Origin of the sequence: Actinophytocola glycyrrhizae, from assembly GCF_042653545.1 — a bacterium.
GTDB lineage: Bacteria > Actinomycetota > Actinomycetes > Mycobacteriales > Pseudonocardiaceae > Actinophytocola > Actinophytocola glycyrrhizae.
The window spans coordinates 442,720-462,398 of the sequence record NZ_JBHSIS010000002.1; the positions used below are offsets into that span (position 1 = coordinate 442,720).

The 19,679-nt window shown below is 71.9% G+C and carries 17 protein-coding genes; 5 read left to right on the forward strand and 12 right to left on the reverse strand.

Annotated elements, in window-relative coordinates:
• The first annotated feature begins 5 nt into the window (after positions 1–5).
• The 3 genes from ACFPCV_RS02055 to ACFPCV_RS02065 are packed head-to-tail and all read left to right on the forward strand — an operon-like array spanning position 6 to position 2,816.
• The gene (locus tag ACFPCV_RS02055) at positions 6–1,160 is read left to right on the forward strand and encodes a mandelate racemase/muconate lactonizing enzyme family protein (RefSeq protein WP_378053837.1); all 1,155 of its coding nucleotides are present in this window, start codon (positions 6–8) and stop codon (positions 1,158–1,160) included.
• A 14-nt stretch (positions 1,161–1,174) separates the two neighbouring features.
• Positions 1,175–2,071, forward strand: coding sequence for a dihydrodipicolinate synthase family protein (locus tag ACFPCV_RS02060; protein ID WP_378053839.1), 897 nt, complete (start codon positions 1,175–1,177; stop codon positions 2,069–2,071).
• Positions 2,072–2,099: 28 nt separating this feature from the next.
• Positions 2,100–2,816: an SDR family NAD(P)-dependent oxidoreductase gene (locus tag ACFPCV_RS02065; protein WP_378053841.1), complete on the forward strand. Its 717-nt coding sequence runs from the start codon at positions 2,100–2,102 to the stop codon at positions 2,814–2,816.
• A 198-nt stretch (positions 2,817–3,014) separates the two neighbouring features.
• On the opposite strand, the gene ACFPCV_RS02070 is transcribed toward ACFPCV_RS02065, so the two are convergent.
• The 6 genes from ACFPCV_RS02070 to ACFPCV_RS02095 form a co-directional block, all read right to left on the reverse strand.
• Positions 3,015–4,901, reverse strand: a complete 1,887-nt coding sequence (locus ACFPCV_RS02070; protein WP_378053844.1) for a histidine kinase — start codon at positions 4,899–4,901, stop codon at positions 3,015–3,017.
• A 60-nt stretch (positions 4,902–4,961) separates the two neighbouring features.
• The gene (locus ACFPCV_RS02075) at positions 4,962–6,110 is read right to left on the reverse strand and encodes a golvesin C-terminal-like domain-containing protein (protein WP_378053845.1); all 1,149 of its coding nucleotides are present in this window, start codon (positions 6,108–6,110) and stop codon (positions 4,962–4,964) included.
• A gap of 14 nt (positions 6,111–6,124) precedes the next feature.
• Positions 6,125–7,378 (reverse strand): BNR-4 repeat-containing protein, encoded by a 1,254-nt coding sequence (locus tag ACFPCV_RS02080; RefSeq protein WP_378053847.1) that lies wholly within the window; start codon positions 7,376–7,378, stop codon positions 6,125–6,127.
• 38 nt (positions 7,379–7,416) lie between these two features.
• Complete coding sequence (locus tag ACFPCV_RS02085; protein ID WP_378053849.1) at positions 7,417–8,202, reverse strand: IclR family transcriptional regulator; 786 nt, start codon at positions 8,200–8,202, stop codon at positions 7,417–7,419.
• A gap of 289 nt (positions 8,203–8,491) precedes the next feature.
• Positions 8,492–9,337 carry an SAM-dependent methyltransferase gene (locus tag ACFPCV_RS02090; RefSeq protein WP_378053851.1) on the reverse strand — a complete coding sequence of 282 codons (846 nt, stop codon included), beginning with the start codon at positions 9,335–9,337 and terminating at the stop codon, positions 8,492–8,494.
• Positions 9,338–9,405: 68 nt separating this feature from the next.
• A complete protein-coding gene (locus ACFPCV_RS02095) occupies positions 9,406–10,791 on the reverse strand; it encodes an MFS transporter (RefSeq protein WP_378053853.1) in 1,386 nt (461 codons plus the stop codon).
• 76 nt (positions 10,792–10,867) lie between these two features.
• Here ACFPCV_RS02095 and ACFPCV_RS02100 point away from each other — a divergent pair, with 76 nt between their 5' ends.
• Positions 10,868–11,308 (forward strand): winged helix-turn-helix transcriptional regulator, encoded by a 441-nt coding sequence (locus ACFPCV_RS02100; protein ID WP_378053855.1) that lies wholly within the window; start codon positions 10,868–10,870, stop codon positions 11,306–11,308.
• Between the two features lie 33 nt (positions 11,309–11,341).
• Here ACFPCV_RS02100 and ACFPCV_RS02105 read toward each other — a convergent pair whose 3' ends face one another.
• From ACFPCV_RS02105 to ACFPCV_RS02125, 5 genes are all read right to left on the reverse strand, one after another.
• Positions 11,342–12,208: a carbohydrate ABC transporter permease gene (locus tag ACFPCV_RS02105; protein WP_378053857.1), complete on the reverse strand. Its 867-nt coding sequence runs from the start codon at positions 12,206–12,208 to the stop codon at positions 11,342–11,344.
• A complete protein-coding gene (locus tag ACFPCV_RS02110; protein ID WP_378053859.1) occupies positions 12,205–13,206 on the reverse strand; it encodes an ABC transporter ATP-binding protein in 1,002 nt (333 codons plus the stop codon). The genes ACFPCV_RS02105 and ACFPCV_RS02110 overlap by 4 nt, the downstream gene beginning before the upstream one ends.
• 64 nt (positions 13,207–13,270) lie before the next feature.
• Positions 13,271–14,524, reverse strand: coding sequence for an ABC transporter substrate-binding protein (locus ACFPCV_RS02115; RefSeq protein ID WP_378053861.1), 1,254 nt, complete (start codon positions 14,522–14,524; stop codon positions 13,271–13,273).
• Complete coding sequence (locus ACFPCV_RS02120; RefSeq protein ID WP_378053863.1) at positions 14,521–15,297, reverse strand: carbohydrate ABC transporter permease; 777 nt, start codon at positions 15,295–15,297, stop codon at positions 14,521–14,523. Before ACFPCV_RS02120 ends, ACFPCV_RS02115 begins: the two co-directional genes overlap by 4 nt.
• A 68-nt stretch (positions 15,298–15,365) precedes the next feature.
• Positions 15,366–17,711, reverse strand: a complete 2,346-nt coding sequence (locus ACFPCV_RS02125) for a WD40/YVTN/BNR-like repeat-containing protein (RefSeq protein ID WP_378055005.1) — start codon at positions 17,709–17,711, stop codon at positions 15,366–15,368.
• A gap of 131 nt (positions 17,712–17,842) precedes the next feature.
• Here ACFPCV_RS02125 and ACFPCV_RS02130 point away from each other — a divergent pair, with 131 nt between their 5' ends.
• Complete coding sequence (locus tag ACFPCV_RS02130) at positions 17,843–18,298, forward strand: hypothetical protein (RefSeq protein ID WP_378053865.1); 456 nt, start codon at positions 17,843–17,845, stop codon at positions 18,296–18,298.
• 34 nt (positions 18,299–18,332) lie between these two features.
• On the opposite strand, the gene ACFPCV_RS02135 is transcribed toward ACFPCV_RS02130, so the two are convergent.
• The gene (locus ACFPCV_RS02135; protein WP_378053867.1) at positions 18,333–19,658 is read right to left on the reverse strand and encodes an aminotransferase-like domain-containing protein; all 1,326 of its coding nucleotides are present in this window, start codon (positions 19,656–19,658) and stop codon (positions 18,333–18,335) included.
• Between the last annotated feature and the right edge of the window lie 21 nt (positions 19,659–19,679).

A 19,679-nucleotide genomic window follows, 5' to 3' on the forward strand; every position in this document is an offset into this window, starting at 1 on the left:
TTCATATGCAGATAGTGGGTGTCGATACCTACATCCTGAAACTGCGGGCTGACAGTGCGTACCTGGGCGCCCTTGCTGACGGTTCCTCTCCCGACCCGGGCTACGCGGTCCGGCCGCCTTGGCGGAGCATCTACTCCGACCGCTACGAGACGCTGCTGGTCCGCGTCACCGCCGAGGACGGGACCACCGGCTGGGGCGAGGCCCTCGCGCCGGTCGCGCCCGAGGTGCCTGCGGCGATCGTGAACCTGCTGCTGGCGCCGGTGCTGCGCGGGATGTCGGCGGTCGCGCCGCGCCCGGCGTGGTCGCGGCTGCGTGACCTCATGCGCGAACGGGGCCACCTGGTCGGGCACCAGGCCGACGCGCTCGCCGCGGTCGACATCGCACTGTGGGACCTCGCGGGCCGGGTCACCGGCCGCCGGGTCGCCGACCTGCTCGGCGGTGCGTTCCGCGAGGAGATCCCCGTGTACGTGTCCGGCCTGCCGAAGCCGACCGACGCCGAACGCGCGGCGCTCGCCGCGGAATGGGCCGGTCGTGGCGCGAAGCGGGTGAAGCTGCACCTCGGCAACGGTGTCGCGGCGGATCTGGCCACTGTGGACGCCGTGCGGGCGGCGGCACCCGGGCTGCGGATCGCGGTGGACGCGCACTGGGCGTACCCGGTGACCGACGCGTTGCGGCTGGCGGCCGGGCTGGCCGAGCGGGACGGGTGGTTCCTGGAGGCACCGCTCGCACCGGAGGACGTCGCCGGGCACGCCGAACTGGTCGCGCGGTCGGCGGTGCCGGTCGCGGTCGGCGAGGCGCTGCGCACTCGCTACGAGTTCGACGAGTGGGTGACGCGGCGGGCGCTGCGGATCGCGCAGCCGGACGTGGCCCGCACCGGCATCACCGAGGCGATGGCCATCAACGAGGTGTGCGCGGCCAGGCACGTGCCGGTCGCGCCGCACCACTCCGTGGGGCTCGGCGTCGCGCTCGCAGCCGGCCTCGCGGTGTCGGCGGCGGTCGAGGACCTGCCGTCGTTCGAGTACCAGCCGACCTCCTACGAGGTCGGCAACCGGATCCTCCGCGCGCCGCTGCCTGTCGGCGCGCACACCATGTCCCTCCCCCAGGGCCCCGGGCTCGGCGTCGAGGTCGACGCCGACGCCGTGGCCGCGCTCGCCGGTTGAAGGAGTCCCAGCCAGTGCCGCACACCGTGCACGGTCTCGTCCCGATCCTCGCCACCCCGTTCCTGCCGGACGGGTCGCTCGACCTGCCCAGCCTGCGCAGGCTGACGGAGTTCCAGCTCGCGTCCGGTGTGGACGGTGTGGCGGTGTTCGGCATGGCGAGCGAGAACTTCGCGCTCACCGCCGCCGAGCGAGCCCTCATCCTGCGGGAGGTGACCGAGGTCGTCGCGGGCGCGGTGCCGGTCGTCGCCGGAGTGGCCGCCACGGCCACGGTCACCGCACTGGAACAGGTGACCGCGTTCGACGCCGCCTCGGCACTGATGGTGCTGCCGCCGTTCATGGTCAAACCCGGCCCCGCGCAACTGGTCGAGTTCTACGCGACGGTCGCGGCGGCGGGCAGGGAGGTGATGGTGCAGGACGCGCCGGGCGCCACGGGGATCACGATGCCGGTGCCGCTGATCGTGGAGCTGGCGAAACTGCCTGGCGTCACGTCGGTGAAGGTGGAGGCACCACCGACCGCCCCCAAGGTGGCGGCCGTGGTGGACGCGGTGGGCGACCCGGAGTTCGCCGTGCTCGGCGGACAGAACGCGCAGTTCTGCCTGGCGGAGTACGCGGGCGGCGCCGTCGGCACGATGCCCGCGTGCGAGTTCCCCGACCTGCTCGCGCCGGTGCTGGCGGACTGGCGGACCGCGCGGGCACGGGCGGCGTTCACCCGGCTGCTGCCGCTGGTCCTGTGCGGTCTGCAGCCTGGGGTGGCGTGGGCGATCCACAAGGAGGTCCTGGTGCGACGCGGGATCATCGCGCACTCGACGGTCCGCTCCCCCGCCGGGACCCCTGGCCGCGCGACACTGGCGGAACTGGACGCCGTGCTGACGGACCTGGCACCACCCCCGGCTCCGGGCGTGCCCCGATGACCGCCCTGGCCTCCTCGGGCGGTGCGCGGTGACCGGCCTCGGGGTGCTCGTGGTCGGCAGCAGTTCCGAGATCGGGCTGGCGATCGGGCGGGCGTTCACCGTGCGCGGGGACCGGGTCGTCGGGGTGTCCCTCGAACGGCACGAGGACCCCGCGTTCGCGGAGACGATCGCCGCCGACTGCGCGGATCCGGCCGCGGCGGCGGTCGCCGTCGAGTCCGCGCACCACCTGCTCGGCAGGCTCGACGTGGTCGTGCTCGCGGCCGCCGCACAGCCCGTCGCGGCCGCGGTCGACACCACCGACGCGCAGTGGCGGGCCGCCGTCGGCGCGACCCTGGACTCCGCGTTCTTCGTGGCACGCGCGGCCTTGAAGCGGCTGCCGTCCGGCGGGGCGATCGTCGCGGTCTCCTCGGTCAACGCCACGCTCGCCGCGCCGGGGCTGCCCGCGTACGCGGCCGCCAAGGCCGGGGTCGAGGGGCTCGTCCGGCAGCTCGCGCTCGAGTACGGGCCGTCGGGTGTACGGGTGAACACGGTCGCCCCTGGCATGATCGGCAACGCGGACCTGCCGGAGGTCGCCGAGGGCTACCCGCTGCGGCGTGTCGGACGGCCCGACGAGGTCGCCGCCGCGGTCGTGTTCCTCGCCGGGGCCGGGTTCGTCACCGGCGCGGTCCTACCGGTCGACGGCGGGCTGTCCATCGCCTCACCCGCCGCCTGGCTCCGCCCCGACCTGCGAGCCCGCTGGCTCTAGTCGGTGCCCTGAAAGGCGCGTTCAGGGCGCTCAGCGCCCTGAACGGCCCATTCACGGCATCGGCCCCGGAATTCAGTGTTGGTCCCGGCTCAGCGAAACTGCGGACCGCAGGCGGTTGGTGACCCAGCGCCGTCACGTTCCCCTGAGGTGACTGCTGATCAGGCCAAGACCTTGCACGAAGATCCAAGGACACGGGCACTAGCTGTACGGCAGCTCCGCCACCACCTCGAACTCGCGGCCCGTGCACCGGGCCGTGAACCGGCCGCCGACCATCTCGACGCGGGCACGCAGGTTGGCCAGGCCGCTGCCCGTGCCCGGCGCGGCCTCCTCGACCAGGCCGTCGTTGCCGACGCGCAGCCGCAGTGTGCCCTCGGTGACCGCAAGCGTGATCGTGCAGTGCAGGGCCGCGCTGTGCCGCAGGATGTTCGTGACCGCCTCCCGCACGACCGTCGCCAGCACCACGTCGACCTCCTCCGACATCGGCGGCGGGCGGTCGGGCAGCCGCACCGCGATGCCCGCCGACGTCAGGATGTCGAACGTGAGCCCCAGTTCGCTCGCGAACGACAGCCGCAGGTCCGCCGACGCGACCAGCCGGGCGTCGTTGCCCGCCTTGGCGCACAGCCACACCAGCTCGTCAAGCTCGCACCGGACCCGGGCGTCGTCGCGGCCGATCAGTGCCGCGACCAGGTCCGTTTTCAACGCCATCGCCGAGAGGCCGAGACCGAGCAGGTCGTGTGTGTCCCGCGCCAGCCGCAGCCGTTCCCGCACCGCGGCCAGCTCCGCCAACTCCTCCCGCAACGCGGTCATCCGGACCGCGAGGCGCGTCAGCCACGCCAGCCCGTACACGAGCAGCCCGAACGCGACGGCGGTCGCGGTGGCGTACCCGGTCCACCGCAGCGACCCACCCGGTGTGATCAGGACCAGCACCGGCATGCTGGCGACGATCGCGCCGAACCACACCCACCGCACCCGGTCCGGGAACAGCAGCAGCGCCGACCCGGCGAGGAACCCGGCGAACGCCAGTCCGGCCGCGCCGAGCAACGGGTACTGGACGTAGGTCAGCACCGCCTGTGCGGCGAAGCTCCACCGCCACGCAGGCGGGCGGCCGTCGCCGCCGATGTCGGAGTGCCGCAGCTGCAACGCGGTGATGGCGATCCCGGTGACCACCGCGACCACGAGCGCGCCGACCGGGTAGCCAGTGCCCCCGGGCAGCGCCACGTTCGCGACGTTCTGCGTGGCGAACAGCACCAGCACGGCCAGCAGCACACCCGTCGCGAGGCGGGGCGCGAGCACCACGCCGGTCTCCTGCCGGGCGCCGATCCGCTCGTCCGGGTCCGCCGCGATCGCCCGCGCCTCGGCGAGCATCTCGCGGGTGGTGACCCCGGCCGCCGCGACCTCAGCACGTGCGAGGTCCGGCCGGTCCGGCAGTGCCGTCCGCGCGGCCTTCGCGTGGTCGGTGACGGCCTGGACCCGATCCCCGATCATCGACCGCAGCCGCTCGGCCACCGCCAGCCGCTGCCGGGTGACCGCGGCGGCGGCCAGCTTGTCGCGGGTCGACGCGATCTGCCGCACCAGCTCGGCCAGCCACGTCAGGCCGAACAGGGCGAGCCCGTTGTTCGCGAACGCGATCAGCAGCCACAGCGCCGCGTGCACCGCCGGTGTGTACGGCGGCCCGACGACCCCGAGCCAGAGCACCTCCTCCGCGACCACCAGCGCGCCGCACCAGAACCATGACGCCGGCGCCGACACCGTGAGCAGCACCAACCCGGCCAGCAGCCCGGAGATCCCGCCGACCCACCCGTTGCCGAACAACGCGAACGGGAGGTAGGTCAGTACGGCCTGCACGCCGAGCAGCCACCAGCGCAGCCGGGTCCACTGCCTGCGCGCGACCCCGCTCGCGAACCAGATGGGCAGGACGAACGGGGCCATGACGAACAGCGCGAACCAGAGCTCGCCGTGGTCGAAGGCGTCGACGGCGCGACCGGCGAGGAGCGTGCCGAGGAACCCCAGCACGACGGCACGCGCACCACGCAGCTCACGAACCGCGCCGACGTCGTCGGTTTCGTCGGGTTCGACCGTCCTCACCAAACGGAAGGCTACCGGGTTACGCGGCCGGGCGGGGCTCCCGAACGAGAGCCCTTCCCGTCAGATCCGGACGAACTTCACCGCGTCCGCCCGCGCGCAGCCGACACCGCTGGACGTGAGCTTCACGTATCCGCTCTCCCCCGCGGCGAACGAGTACGTGCCGAGCGACACCCAGCCGCTCGTCCCCGCGGTGCCGTCCACCCGTTTCGTGGCGGTGCCACCGCTGTGGCCGACGTCGTAGCGGGCGTTCGGGTCGCTCCCGGAGTGCGCGATCTTCCACGCGTACACCTGGTAGCTGCCGGCGGCACCGAGCCTCGGCCGCCACGTCGCGGTGTTGCCTGCCGTGTGGCAGGTGGCGTAGCGGCTCGGCGAGATGTGGTTCCAGCCGTCGACGCTGGAGTCGTGCCAGCCGCCGGTCTCGCCGTACCCGTACGCCGCCGGGCCGTCGTTGTCGAGGTAGTAGTCCTTCTGCCAGTACCGCACGTAGTCGAACTGCGCCGTGGACGGCCCGTTCGCCGTCTGCGGGTAGGCGATGCTGGTCAGCCAGATGTTGAGGTAGTCGTGCGTCCACTGGTTCGGCGTGTACGGCGTGGTGTGGCGCAACTGCCCGTCGACGTAGAACTTCACCGACGTCTCCGACCAGTCGGCGCCGTAGGTGTGCCACTGGCGCAGGTCGAGACCGGAGTCGTAGGTCGAGCCGGGGTGGTACCCGCCGTCGCCGGTGCCGTTCCACGCGTGCACCCCGCTGTGGATGGTGCGTGCGTTGACGGAGTCGTTCTCCAGCACGTCGATCTCGGTGCGCCGCTGGCTGCCGAACGTGGTGCTGCCATCGCCCGCCATCATCCAGAACGACGTGTGCCAGCCGCCGACGTCCGGCAGCTTCGCACGGGTCTCGTAGTAGCCGTACCGCAGCGCGCGTTTGCTGACCAGTCCGCCGCCGCTCCAGTTCTTTCCCTGGTACTGCGGGGATTCCGCCTTCAGGTTGATGGTCATCAGCCCGCCGCCGACGGTGATGTTCTCCGGCCGCTGCGCACTGCCCGCCTTGACGTCGGTGCGGAAGTTCCACACCGAGGTGTTGGGCGCGGTGCCGGTGAACTCGTCGCTGAACACGAGCGTGTAGCCGGAGGCGGGTGGATCGGCGGCGGCCGGGACGGCGGTGGCCGCGGCCGCCGTGAGTACGAGAGCGGTGAGCAGGACACTTCTGCGCATGGGGACCTCCCGGTTTACCAGGCGAACGTGCGGACGTGGAGTTGGTGGTCGGTCGGCGCGGTGAGGTACAGATGGTCGGTGCCCGCGCGGCGGATCACCGCGAGGCGCTGCGTGTCCACCCCCGGCAGCAGTGCCGTCTCCGTCCACGCGCTCCCCGACGGGCTCGCGGCGAACGCCTGGTCACCACTCGCGGTCGCCTTCTTCGCGTAGTACACCCGCAGGCCGCCGCCCCACGCGGTGACGTCGATCGCGGCGTGCGTGTCGTAGGCGCCCGCGTACACCGTGCTCCGCTGCCACGCGGTCCCGGTCCACTGCGCGACCCGCACGTGCCATCGTCCACCGTGGACGGTCCGGTACCGGTAGGCGACGACCGGCTTCCCGCCCGCCAGCGCCAGTTTCGCGCTCTGCACGCCGGGTGGGCGAGTGGCGTCGTCACGGTCGGTCTGGTCCTCGGTCCCCTCGACCGGCTGGTACACGACCGGGCTCGTGACGGTCGCCGGCGTGGTGACCACGGTGCCCGCCGCGTTGTGGAACCGCCCGGTCGAGATGTCGTACCGCAGGTAGGAACCCAGGTGCCGCAACGGGTTCGTGCCGCCGTAGGCCCACTCCCACGAGATGTGCAGGTTGCCGTTCCCGTCGCCGGCCACATCGTCCGGGTAGGCGACGTAGCCTGGGGACCTGGCGAACACCGCGGTCCGGGTCCACCGGTTCGCCGCGTTGTCCCACCGGTACAGCCTGCCCTCGGGGTAGGCGCGGATCACCAGGTACACGTCGCCGTTGTCGACCCGGGTGAGGTTCGGGTAGGTGTACTGGTCACCCTGGTCTGGCAGGTCGGCGGACCGGTTGACCATGGTCGTGACGTCGCCGGGCGCCGCCGACCGGTAGTAGATCCAGTTGTCGCCGTGCATGGCGACGAACGCGTGGATGTACCCGTCGCCGTCGACCGCGATCGACGGTTGCTTGTGGCCGATGTCGTCCGGGTACACGGCACACGCGCCGCCCCCGGCCTTGAGACAGCCTCTCGTCCACGTGCCGTCCGGCGCCTTGCGTCCGATGTAGACGGTGTGGGTGTCGCCGGCGCCGCCGTTCGTCGGGCCCGGACCGCCCCACGCGTTGTAGGCGACGTACAGCGAGCCGTTCAGCTCGTCGAGCGGGCGCCACCAGCCCGCCTGGTTGGAGGCGTCCACGCGGTAGGGCACCTGCTCGGCGGCAGCGGTGGCGGGCAGTACCAGCAGCAGCGCGAGGCAGGCGAGGATGACACGTCTCATCGGGACTCCTTTGTCCTGTGCAGACGGGCGGGGTTGTTTCAGTTGGTCAGCGCGGTCGCGGTGTAGCCGAGTGCGGTGCTGACGGTGTCGGCGGTCTCGATCACGACCTGCGCCAGCTCGTCGCGGCGGTTGGCGAGGTCGAGCGCGGACAGCGACCCGGAGACGGAGATCGCGGCGACGACGGTGCCATCGCGGTCGCGGATGGGCGCGGCGACACAGGCACGGCCGAGTGCCAGCTCCTCCACCTCCATGGCGTAGCCACGCGCGCGGACCTCGTCGAGTTCCGTTTCCAGCGCGCGGAGTTCGGTGACGGTTCTGGCGGTGAACGCGGTCAGGTCCCCGAGGAGCTCGCGCCGTTCCTCGGGGGTGCAGCCGAGCAGCAGGCACTTGCCGAGCCCGGTCGCGTGCAGCGGGTTGGTCTGCCCGAGCAGCGTGAACGACCTCGGCGCCAGCTCACCCTCGGCGTTGACCAGGTAGACGAGCCGGTCACCGTGCCTGCGGGCAACGTTCACGCCGAGTCCGAGGCGGGCGGCCAGGTTCTGCGCGACCTGCCGCGCCTCGCGGTGCACCGGTTGCTGGTTGGCCGCCGCTCCCCCGACCCGCAACGCGAGCGGTCCGAGGCGGTAGAGCGAGGTGACCGGGTCCCGCTCGACGAAACCGAGCGACTCGAGGGTCGCGAGCAGACGGGAGGCGGTGGAGAGCCCGAGCCCCGCCGCCGAGGCGAGGTCGGAGGCCCGGACACGGGTGTGCCCGGCGTCGGCCAGCGCCCGCAACAACTGCGCGGCCCGCTCCACCGACTGGTTGTTACCACTGTCGACAGCCACGAGAACCCATTCTGCAAGTCGAGTTGCAATCTGGGTCTACGTTAAGCACGCTTCTGCAACTGGTCAACCGACCAGACGTAGCAACCTCATGGTGTGGGGAACCCGTGCCGCCGAGCACGTCCGGCGACAGCAGCGTGGCGGAGAGCGCTGCGGCTGGAAGGCCCCCCGTCCAGTCGCGACACTCCCCGCCGCGCCACCCCTCCCCCGGCTTTCCCCGAATCCCGACACACCAGATCGTCGCCCGCGAACCTGAGGGAATCGTGTGACGAACCTGAGGGAACCCGGTGGACTACCCCGCGACGCGGCCGACGGCGCCGTAGCCGAGCAGCCGCGCCGGTGACTCCTCGAACTTCGGCCACGCCAGGCTGCCGTCCGAGGACAGGTCCGGCCGCCACTGGTGCAGCAGCACGAGACCGGGGTCGGCCAGCTCGGTGCCCGCGAACCACGACGCGATGGTCTCCTTGTCCCTCGGGTAGACCCGCTCGTCGGCCATCTCGTACAGCTTCAGCAGACCGTCGAGCCGCTCGCGGGTCTCGGGGTCGGCCTCGTCCTGGCTCATGGTCGAGATCGCGAGGTAGCTGCCGGCCGGGCACGCGGCCCGGTAGGCGGCGACGAGCCCCTCCGGGTCGTACTCGTCCCCGATGAACAGCAGCAGCCCGGCGCACAGCAGCCCGACCGGCTGCGTGAAGTCGATCAGCCGCCGCGTCTCCTCGTGCTCGAGCACGGTCCTCGGGTTGCGGACGTCGGCCCACACCACGGTCGCGTTCTCGTTGTCCTTCAGCAGCTCGTAGCTGTGGTGCACAGCGACGGCCTCGTAGTCGACGTACACCACACGCGCGGCCGGGTCGTGCCGCTGTGCCTGCTCGTGGACGTTGCCGACGGTCGGGATGCCCGAGCCGAGGTCCAGGAACTGGCGGACCCCCTGCGCCATCAGGAAGTCCACCACCCGCCGCAGCCACGCCCGGTTGATCCGCGCGATGTCCTTCACGAACGGCGCCACCTGCTCCACCTGTGTGGCGAGCCCGCGGTCGGACTCGAAGTTGTGCGACCCGCCGAGGTAGTAGTCGTACATCCGTGCCGCGTTCGGCTTCTCCAGGTCGACGTCGCGGACGTTGGTCGGCGGCTTGGGACTCATGGAACCGGCTCCGTTCCGTGTGGCGATGGGGGCCCGGCCGAGCTTACGGCTGCCGGGCCCCCACAAGATCACACCGGCAGTCGTGAGTCCGGCACGGGCACCGGTGCCCGCCGTTCGCGCAGCCCGGTGACCACCACGACCAGCGCGAGTGCCGCCGCGGTCACCGGCACCACGAACGCGTCGTGGAGCCCGGCGAGACCGTGCGTGCCGACCGACAGCGACGTCGCCACCGCGAGCCCCAGCGCGGAACCGAACTGGAACGACGTGTTCCACAGCCCGCTCGCGAGCCCTTGTTCCGCGTCGGCGACACCGTCGGTGGCGACGATCGTCAGCGGGCCGTAGACCAGGGTGAACGCGATGCCCAGCAACACCATCGTCGGGAACATGGCGGTCCAGTACGCCGCGTCCGCCGGGATCGACAGGAACAGCGCGTACCCGACGACGGCGACGGCCACCCCGGCGACGATCACCGGCGGGTTGCCCCACCGGTCGACGAGCTTCGGCGTCACCGTGGGTGCCAGCACCGCGTCGATCGCCACCACCAGCAGCGCCAGCCCGGTCTCGATGGCCGACCAGCCACGCACCTCCTGCAGGTAGAGCACGGTGATGAACTGGAAGCTGACGAAGGCGCCCGCGAACAGCACGGTCGCGACGTTCACCCGGACCAGCGCGGTGTGGCGCAGGATGCCCAGCCGCACCAACGGATCCGGCGACCGCAGCTCGACCAGTACGAACGTGGTCAGCAGCAGCACGCTCAGCGCACCGGTCACCGCGCTGGCGAGCACGGGCACCTCGGGCACCCGCACCACCGTGTAGACCAGCACGACCATGCCGGTGGTCAGGCTGAGCGCACCCGCGACATCGAACCGACGCGGCCCGGCGACCGGCACGTCGCGGGGCACCAGCCGGATCGCCAGGGCGAGGATGACGGCCGCCAGCAGCACCGGCGCGAAGAACACCCACCGCCACCCGAGCGCGGTGAGCAGGCCGCCGACGACGAGCCCGAGAGAGAACCCGCCAGCCGCGGTGCCCGCGTACCAGAGCAGCGCACGGTTGCGCAGCGGTCCCTCCGGGAAGCTGGTGGTGATCAGCGACAGCCCGGCCGGTGTCATGAACCCGGCGGCGAGCCCGGTGACGAACCGGGACACGATCAGCACCCAGCCCTCCGTCGCGAACCCGCCCAGCCCGGAGAAGGCCAGGAAGACCGCCAGCCAGAACACGAACATGCGGCGGCGGCCGAGCAGGTCGGCGGCACGCCCGCCGAGCAGCATGAACCCGCCGTAGCCCAGCACGTAGGCCGACACCACCCACTGCAGCGCGCTGGTCGACATGCCCAGGTCGGCCCGGATGGCCGGCAGCGCCATGCCCAGCATCGAGACGTCGACGCCCTCCAGGAAGATCGAGCCGCACAGCACGAACAGGACGGCCCGCGCGCGGCCACTCATCCTCTCCATCAACCTCTCCTTGGTTACCTAACAGAACTCGGTTCTCTCTTGTAATGAACCTCATCATCGGTCACCATTGGGAACCGTGGAAGAAGGCACTTCAAAGGAACCGGGTTACTGCGAGAGCACCGATGACTTCGACGTCTGGCAGTGGCACGCCCGCGCGGACTGCGAGGTGCGGCAGATCCTCGACCGCATCGCCGACAAGTGGTCGCTGCTGGTGATCGCACTGCTCGAACGCCGCTCGCTGCGGTTCTCGCAGCTGCGCAAGGAGATCGACGGCATCAGCCAGCGCATGCTGACGGTGACCCTGCGCCAGCTGGAGCGCGACGGCCTGGTGAAGCGCAGGGCCTACCCGGTGGTGCCGCCCAGGGTCGACTACGAGCTGACCGACATGGGCTGCACCCTCCACGAGACGATCAAGGCACTGGTCACGTGGACCGAGGAGCACCAGTCGGCGATCGCCGCCGCCCGCGCGGCCTACGACGAACGCACCGCGAAGGAACGCGAGCTGCTCGGGCAGTAGTCGGCCGGTGGCGATAACGCGCGCGGCCGGTGGTCAGGCGCGGGTGCGCTGGTGTGCGGCGAGCCGGGCCGCCAGCCACAGCGGGAACGCGGCCGCGATGCCGGTGAGGACGAGCAGGGTCACCGACAACGTGCTCGCGTAACCGAGTTCGCCGTACTCGAAGGCACGGCGGTAGATGAGCAGGGGCGCGGTGACGGTCGCGTTCGCCGGGCCGCCGTCGGTCACGAGCAGCGCGGGTACGAACGCGTTCTGCACCACGACGACCACGTCCCGCACCGCGAGGACGAGCACGACGGGCACCATCAGCGGCAACGTCACCCTGGTCATCGCGAACCACGGGGTGCCGCCCTCGACCTCGACGGCCTCGTGGAAGCGGGCCGGGATCGCGAGCCGCGCGGCCAGGGCGACCACGAACGCCTCTCCCACCTGGAACGCCATGACGAGCACCAGCCCGAGCCGCGCTCCCCACGGCGTCGTCAGGAAACCCGGGTCGGGGATGCCGAACACCCCCAGCAGCGCGGGCAGCGGCCCGTACAGCGGGTTGAGGATCCACAGCCACAGCAGCGCCCACGCGGCGTCCGGGATGACCGACGGCAGGTACGCCGCGGCCCGGCCGACCGCCGTCCGCGCGCCCCGCCGCCTTGCCAGCAGCAACGCGGCACCCACCGCGAGGAACAGCCGGAGCGGCACGACGACGACGGCGATGAGCGCGCTGACGCCGACGGCGTCCCAGAAACCGCGGTCCGCCGCCAGCCGGGCGAGGTTGTCGGAGCCGGTGAACTCCGGTTCCTGGAAACCGAAGTAGTCGGTGAACGCCAGTGCGGCGGCCAGCGCCAGCGGGGCGAGGACGAGGAGGGCGGACCCCACGAGGTAGGGCGCCGCGAGCGGCCATCTCCTCACCGGCGCTCCCCCGTCGCGGCGTCGAAGCGGTGCTCGTCCTCCGCTCCCCAGCCCACGGTCACCCGCTCCCCGGCGTGCGGGGCAGCGGTCCACGGCAGGCGCGCCAGCAGCTCGGTTTCCGTGCCGTCGAGCAGCACCCGGACCAGGCACTCCTCCCCCGCCGGCTCCACCACGACGACCGACGCCGCGCGGCCGCCGGGTTCCTGGCCCAGCCGCACCCGCTCCGGCCGCACCCCGGTGACCACCCCGTCGACGACCGGCAGCAGGTTCATCGGCAGCGGACCGAAGATCCGGGCCACCGCCGTCGTCGCGGGCCGCGCGTACACCTGCGCCGGGGTGTCGCACTGGAGCACCCGGCCCCGCGCCATGACCGCGACCCGGTCGCCCATCGCCATCGCCTCGACCTGGTCGTGGGTGACGTGCACCATCGGCACGCCGAGCGACCGCTGCACCGCCCGGATCTCACCGCGCATCCGCAGCCGCAGCTCTGTGTCGACCGACGCGAGCGGCTCGTCGAGCAGGCACACGCGGGGCGAGCGGATCATGGCGCGCGCCAGCGCCACCCGCTGCCGCTCCCCGCCGCTCAGCTCGTTCGGCATCCGGGTCAGCAGGGGCTCGATGTCGAGGACCCGCGCCACCTCGCGGACCCTGGCCTCGATGTCACGCCGCCGTTCTCCCCGTGCGCGCTCCCCGATCCCGATGTTCGCGGCGACCCCGAGGTGCGGGAACAGCGCGGCCTCCTGGAACACCAGCGCCACGTCCCGCCGCCCGGGAGGCAGGGCGGTCACGTCCCGGTCGTCGATCACGACGCGACCCGCGTCGAGTGGCTCCAGCCCGGCGATCGCACGCAGCAACGTCGACTTCCCCGACCCGGACGGTCCGACGATGACGAGCAGCTCGCCGGCCTTCGCGTCGAGGTCGACCCCGTCGAGGGCCACGACGGCGGCCCCTCGGCGCGCACGGAAGTGTTTCCGCGCGCCCTCGATCGCCAGACTCACGACGTCTCCTCGCAGGTCCGCAGCCGCCGAGCGCGGTCGCCCCGCGCCTGGCTGTCCGCTCCGTTCACTGGCCCAGCAGCGGATCGGCCTGTGCCCGGATCTCCGCGAGGACCTCGTCGAGCGGCACACCGTCTTCGAACGCGCGCTCCAGCTGGGTGCCGATCACGTCCTCGACCTCCGGCCACGACGGCGTCACCGGCGTGTGCCGAAGGTGCGGGATGGCGTCGAGGAACACCTGCGAGGACGCGGGCGCGCGGGCCGGGCTGAGGAACGCGGGCGACGTCGCGACCGACCGCAGCGACGGGACGGTGCGGCCGCCGAGCGCGGTGAGGGTCTGCCCCTGCTGCCCTACGGCGTAAGAGACGAACTTCGCCGCGGCGGCGCTGTTCCCGGATCCGCTCGCGACGCAGTAGGCGTCGGAGTGCAGCACCGACGCCGGCTCGCCCATGACCGGCAGACCGGCGACGTCGAAGTCGAGGCCGCGTTGCTCGCGCAGTGCGGGCACCTCGACACGCGAGCTGAGGAACATCGCCACCTTCCCCGTCATGAACTGCTCCGGCAGTCCCTGCGCGGCGAGCTGTTCCTTGTCCGGTGTCGCGCCGCTGCCGATGAGGTCGATGACGGACCGCAGCGCGTCGCGGGCGCCGGGCTCGTGGAGAGTCGTGCTGGTCGGGGCCGCTTCGTCGTCGACGATGCTGCCACCGTTGCTCCAGACGAACGGCGCCATGCGCACGATCGACGGGTCGATGCCGACGCCCTTGACCCCACCGCCGGTCAGCGCCTTCGCGGTCGCCGCGAACTCCTCCCAGCTCCAGTCCGCCTTCGGCGCGGGCACCCCGGCCCGCGCGAACAGCCCCCGGTTCCAGTAGACGACGAGCGAGGAGATGTTCTGCGGCATGCACTGCAGCGCACCGTCGTAGGTGAACGCCCGCAACGGCTCCTCGTAGTAGTCCGCGATGTCGACCCCGGCCTCCTCGATCAGCGGCCCGATCGGCCGCACGGCGCCGCGCTGCACGAACGGGGCGTACTGGCGGTAGTTGATCAGGAAGACGTCCGGCGCGTCGCCGGACGCGAACGCGGTGGACAGGCGCGTGAGGTGGTCGTCACGGCTCACCGGGACCAGGTCGACCTCGCCGCCGCCTGCCTCCCGGTACGCCGACACGAGGCTGCGGTAGACCGCCTCCTCCTCCGGGTCGGCCCCGACCTGCACGGTGATCGGCGCGGTCGGGCTCCCCTCCTCGGCACCGTCCGCTCCGGCGCCGCCGGAACAGGCACTCAGCGCGAGGAGCACCGGGATCGCGAGCAGGGTGCGTCTCATGAGCGCTCCACAGTAGAGAAGAAGGACCGTTGGGCGACGGCGAAAGCGAGCAGCGCGGGCGCTGTCACCAACACCGCGGCGGCGAGGTAGATCGGGTACAGCGCGGCCTCCATCTCGCTGAGACTCCGCAGCCCCAGTGCCACCGGCCAGTTGCCCGGCGACGACACGAGGGTCAGCGGATCCATGAACGTGGACCAGTAGTAAAGCCCGGACAGTGCCGCGACGGCGACCGCGGCGGGCCGCACCAGCGGCAGCGCGATCCGCCGCCACACGGCCAACGGGCTCAGGCCCTCCAGTGCGGCGGCCTCGAGCAGCGCCGCCGGGATGCGCGAGTACGCCAGCGCGAACAGCAGCACGTAGAACGGTGTCGTGCCCGCGAGTGCCAGCAGGGCCACCGTGACCGGCGTGTCCGCGAGGCCGAGCCCGCGCAACAGCACCACCCTCGGCACCCAGAGCGCGGCCGCGGGCACGAGCAGCATGAACACCGAGACCCCGAGGAGCCACCTGCGCAGCGCACCTCGGGCGTGGACGATCGCGAACCCGGCCATCGAGGTGACGACGACGGTGACCGGGACCGCCACCACGACCAGCAGCACGGAGTTCAGCAGCAGCCTGCCGAGCGGCATGAACCTCGGCACGACCGCGTAGTTGCCCCACTCGGCGGGATCGGGCCACAGGTCCAGCCCGTTGGGTGGTGGCTGCAGCGGGCGTTGCAGGGACCCCAGCACCATCACGACGAGCGGCGCCAGGAACAGGACGGACAGCACGATCACCCCGACGGTCCACCATGCGGTGGTCCGTCGGGGTGATCGGGTAATGTGCCGGGCCAGTGGTGCGCCCGTCAGCGCGCGTCGGCGAGCGAGGTCGTCCAGATGCTGCGCCCGTAGGTCGCGGCGTAGAGCGTGTCGCTGCCGGCCGGCAGGTCGATGTCGTTGACCGGCACCAGCGGCAGGTTCGCACCCACCTTGATCCACGTCTTGCCGAGGTTGGTCGTGCGGAAGACACCGACGTCGGTGGCGATGAAGAGCCAGTTCTTCTTCGCCGGGTGACGGATGACGTCGTTGATCGGCGCCTGCGGGATGCGCTTGCCCGTGATGTCGTTCCAGGTCCGGCCACCGTCGCCGGTCATGACGAGGTGCGGGTACGGGTCACCGGAACGCCAGCCGGAGAAGCTCGCCCACGCCACCTTCGGGTCGTCCGGGTCGACGGTGATGCGGGTGACCCAGCGGCCGGGGAAGACCGGGCTCTGCAGCTTCTCCCACGTCACGTCCTCCGGCGCGGCCATCGCGTTGCGGCTGACCCACACCAGACCGCTGTCGGTGCCCGCGTAGACCAGGTTCGGGTCGGCCGGGGTCGTGCCGATCGCGGTCACCGTGCCGAAGCCGGGGGCGCGGGGCTCGGTGCCCTCTGTGAGGTCCGGGCTGATCCGCTGCCACTGGCGCTGGCCGGGATCGGTGTTGATCCGGCTCACGTACTCGCTGCCGCCGAACAGGAACCTGGGGTCGGCGCCGAACTCGAGCGGGGCCACCCAGTTCTTGCGGGCGCCGGGGATGGTCATGCTGAAGCCGACACCGTCGACGAAACCGCGGCAGCCGCCGTTCTGCGAGCAGCCGTAGTACTTCCGGTCGTTCGTCGGGTCGATCCGGTTCATCATCCCGTCGCCGCCGACGAAGCCGAACCAGTCACCGTTGACGGTGTTGTCGCCCGCCCACGACTTCAGCGAACCGTTGTCCTGGGAGCCCGCGTTGACCCGAGCGCCGTCCTGGACCGACACGTCCATCGCGTAGAACTGCGTCACCGGCAGGTGCGGCGTCTTGGCCCACAGGCCGCGTGCGGCGCCGTTCTCGTCCGACCAGTAGAAGCCGCCGTCGTTGCCGAGGTACACCTTGCCCGGCGTGAACGGGTCCCACTCGAGGCCGTGCTGGTCGGCGTGCGGGGTCCGCGAGGTCACCCAGGTGAGACCGCCGTCACGGCTCTCCGCGAGGCTCACCCCGGCGACGAACACGTGCATCGGGTCCACCGGGTCGACGTAGACGCGGCCGAACCACCAGGCGAACCCGCCGCTGATGCTCTGCAGCGTGCCGCCGCTGGTTGGGCCGACCGGTGCCCAGGTCGCGCCCGCGTCGGTGCTGGTGAACAGACCGTTGAAGTTGCCGCCCGCCGTGCTGGAGATGAGGTAGGCGCGGTTGGGGTCACTGTCGCTGAAGTCGACGCCCATGCGGCCGACGTAGGTCGAGGTGACCGGCTGGCCCTCGATGTCGACGCTCTGCGGGAGGGGCGCTTCGTGGATGTTGGTCCACGTGCGGCCACCGTCGGTGGAGCGGTAGAGGTACGAGTTCTTGCCGTAGATGCGTGACTTCTCGTCCCGGATCTTGTCCCACGTGGTGGCGAGCATGATGTCCGGGTTGGTCTTGTTGATCGAGACGTCGATCGCGCCGGTGGAGGAGCTGCCCGGGACGATGACACGGCTCCAGGTCCGGCCGCCGTTCTCGGTCATGAACAGACCACGGGTCGGCTCGGTGTCGTGCAGTGCACCCATGACGGCGACGAACACCCGGTCGTCGTCCCGCGGGTCGATGACGATCTGGCCGATCGTGTCGCCGCTGCGCAGACCCATGTTGGTCCACGTCGCGCCGCTGTCGCCCGACTTGTAGACGCCCTTGCCGTAGTAGGCGGAGCCACCGCCGTGGTCGGGTTCGCCGGTGCCTGCCCAGACCACGCCCTTCGAGTCGACGGCGACCGCGCCCATCGACTGCGGCAGCTGGTCGTCCCACGCGGTGTCGAAGGTCGCGCCCGCGTCGGCACTGCGCCACAGGCCGCCGGTGCCGGTGGCGATGTAGACGACGTTCCTGGTGGTGGGGTCGGCGGCGACGTCGCGGATGCGCCCGCCGATGTTGCCGGGGCCCAGTTCGGCCCACACCTGGTCGGTGCTCGGCGACCCCATGGCCGTCGTGCCCATCCGGCCGGACTGCGCGATCGCCTCGGCGACGGCGGCGTCCGGGATGGAGCCGTCCGGGTTGGCGCGCTGGAGGTACATCCACTCCTCCGCGCCGAGCGGGTTGGCGGTCGCCTGGCCCTCCGGGGCCGCCACGGCATCACTCGCGGGTTCGGGGACGGAGGCGGCACCGGCGCCCAGAAGTACCGTGAGTGCCGCGGCCACGATGGGAACAGGTCTTTTTCTGCGCATTGCCACGCGTTTCCTCCTGGATCTGGTGGGCCGTGCCCCGGCGTCACGGTAACACCCGCAAAGTCCTGTTCGACTGCCTCCGAACGGCCTAGATTTCCCTGTTTTCCCGGTGCCTGCCTACAGTTGCGCCCATGGTCGTACGTGGACTCGCACTGTGCGTGGCAGGGGCGTCGCTGCTCGTCATCACCGGGTGCTCGAACGGGTCCGGCGACGCCGCCGCATGCGCGGAACCGAGTCCCGCTCCCCCTTCCGTGACCGCGCTCATGCCCGACGGGCTGTCGTTCGACGGGGTCGGCACGGTGACCGACGTCGTCAGCACGGATGGCCACGTGACGGTCCAGGCGGTGACGGCTAAGCCCATCGACGAGGTCACGGTGCTGATCCAGGACGCGGTAACCGCCGCCGGCTACCGACCGGCCGGAATGGACAACGAGGGCTTCGAGGCGGAAGTCTTCTTCACCTCCGGCGCCTACGCCGCGGGACAGGCACTCGTACGGCGCGCCGAGTGCGAGGGCCAGTGGGACATCGAACTGGTTCTGATCGACCCCGGCACCGTGCCCTCGACGACCGCACCGGCACCGTCCTGACAGTGCTTTGGTCCTTCGATCCCGGGGAGGCGGGCTAGTCAAGGGTGGCGTCCTCCGGGCGCGTGCGGGCCAGCTTCGCCAGCGTGTCCAGAGTGGACGCCAGTACGCCGGGGGGTGGCGCGGACAGCGCGAGGCGGACCGCGTTCGGGGCGCGACCCTGGCCGACCGCGAACGCGGCCGCGGGGGTGACCGCGATGCCGAGCCGTGCGGCGGCGGCGACGAACGTCTCCGCTCGCCACGGCTCCGGTAGCTCCCACCAGCAGTGGAACGCCCCGGGGTCGGCGTGGACGGCGAAGTCCGCCAGCCGCTGCGCGACCAGGCGCTGCCGGGCGGCGGCGTCGGCGCGTTTGGCCGCCACGATGGTCTCGGCCGTACCGTCCGCGACGCACTGGGTGGCCGCTTCCAGGGCGAACCCCGTTGCCGCCCAGCCACCCGAGCGGATCGCGCCCGCCAGCGCGTCGGCGGTCGCGGCTGGCGGGACCAGGTAGCCGAGCGTGAGTCCCGGCGCGATCCGCTTCGACATGCTGTCGACGAGGGTCACGTGGTCCGGGGCGAGGGCGGCGAGTGGCGGCCGGTCGTCGCGCAGGAAGTTGTAGATGCCGTCCTCGATCGCCGGGAGGTCGCGCGTGGTCAGCACCTCCGCCAGCGCGGTGCGGCGCTCGTCCGGCATCGTGATGCCCAGCGGGTTGTGCAGTGTCGGCTGGACGTAGACCGCGCGGACCGACGCCTCGCGCACCGCCGAGGGCAGCAGGCCCTGCTCGTCCATCGCCAGCGGGACGAGCGTGACACCCAGCCTGGCGGCCACCGCCTTCACCACCGGGTAAGTCATGGCCTCCACGCCGAGGCGGCCACCGACCGGCACCAGCGCGGCGACCGCGGCGGCGATGGCCTGCCTTCCGTTGCCGGCGAACTGGATCCGGTCCGGCTCGGGAATCCAGCCGGTGCGGGCCAGCAGCCGCGCGGCCACCGCACGGGCCCGCGGGGTGCCGTCGACAGTGGACGGACGCAGGGTCTCCGCGAGCACGTCCGGGCGCAGCAGCCGCGCCAGGCTCGACGACAGCAGCTCCGCCTGGTCCGGCAGCACCGGGAAGTTCAGCTCCAGGTCGACCCGCGCCCTCGCCGGTTCGGACAGGGCCGGCTCCGGCGCGACGTCCGAGGAACGCACGAACGTGCCCCGGCCCACCTCACCCACCGCGAGGCCCCTGCGCACCAGCTCGCCGTACACCCGCGCGGCCGTCGACGCGGCGATGCCGTGCTGGCGGGCGAACCGGCGCTGCGGCGGCAGCTGCTCCCCCGCGCGCAGGCGGCGCGCGGCGATGTCGTCGGCGACCCGGTCGGCGATCAGGCGGTAGTCGTCCACGCATCCCCACATTGCACCGAG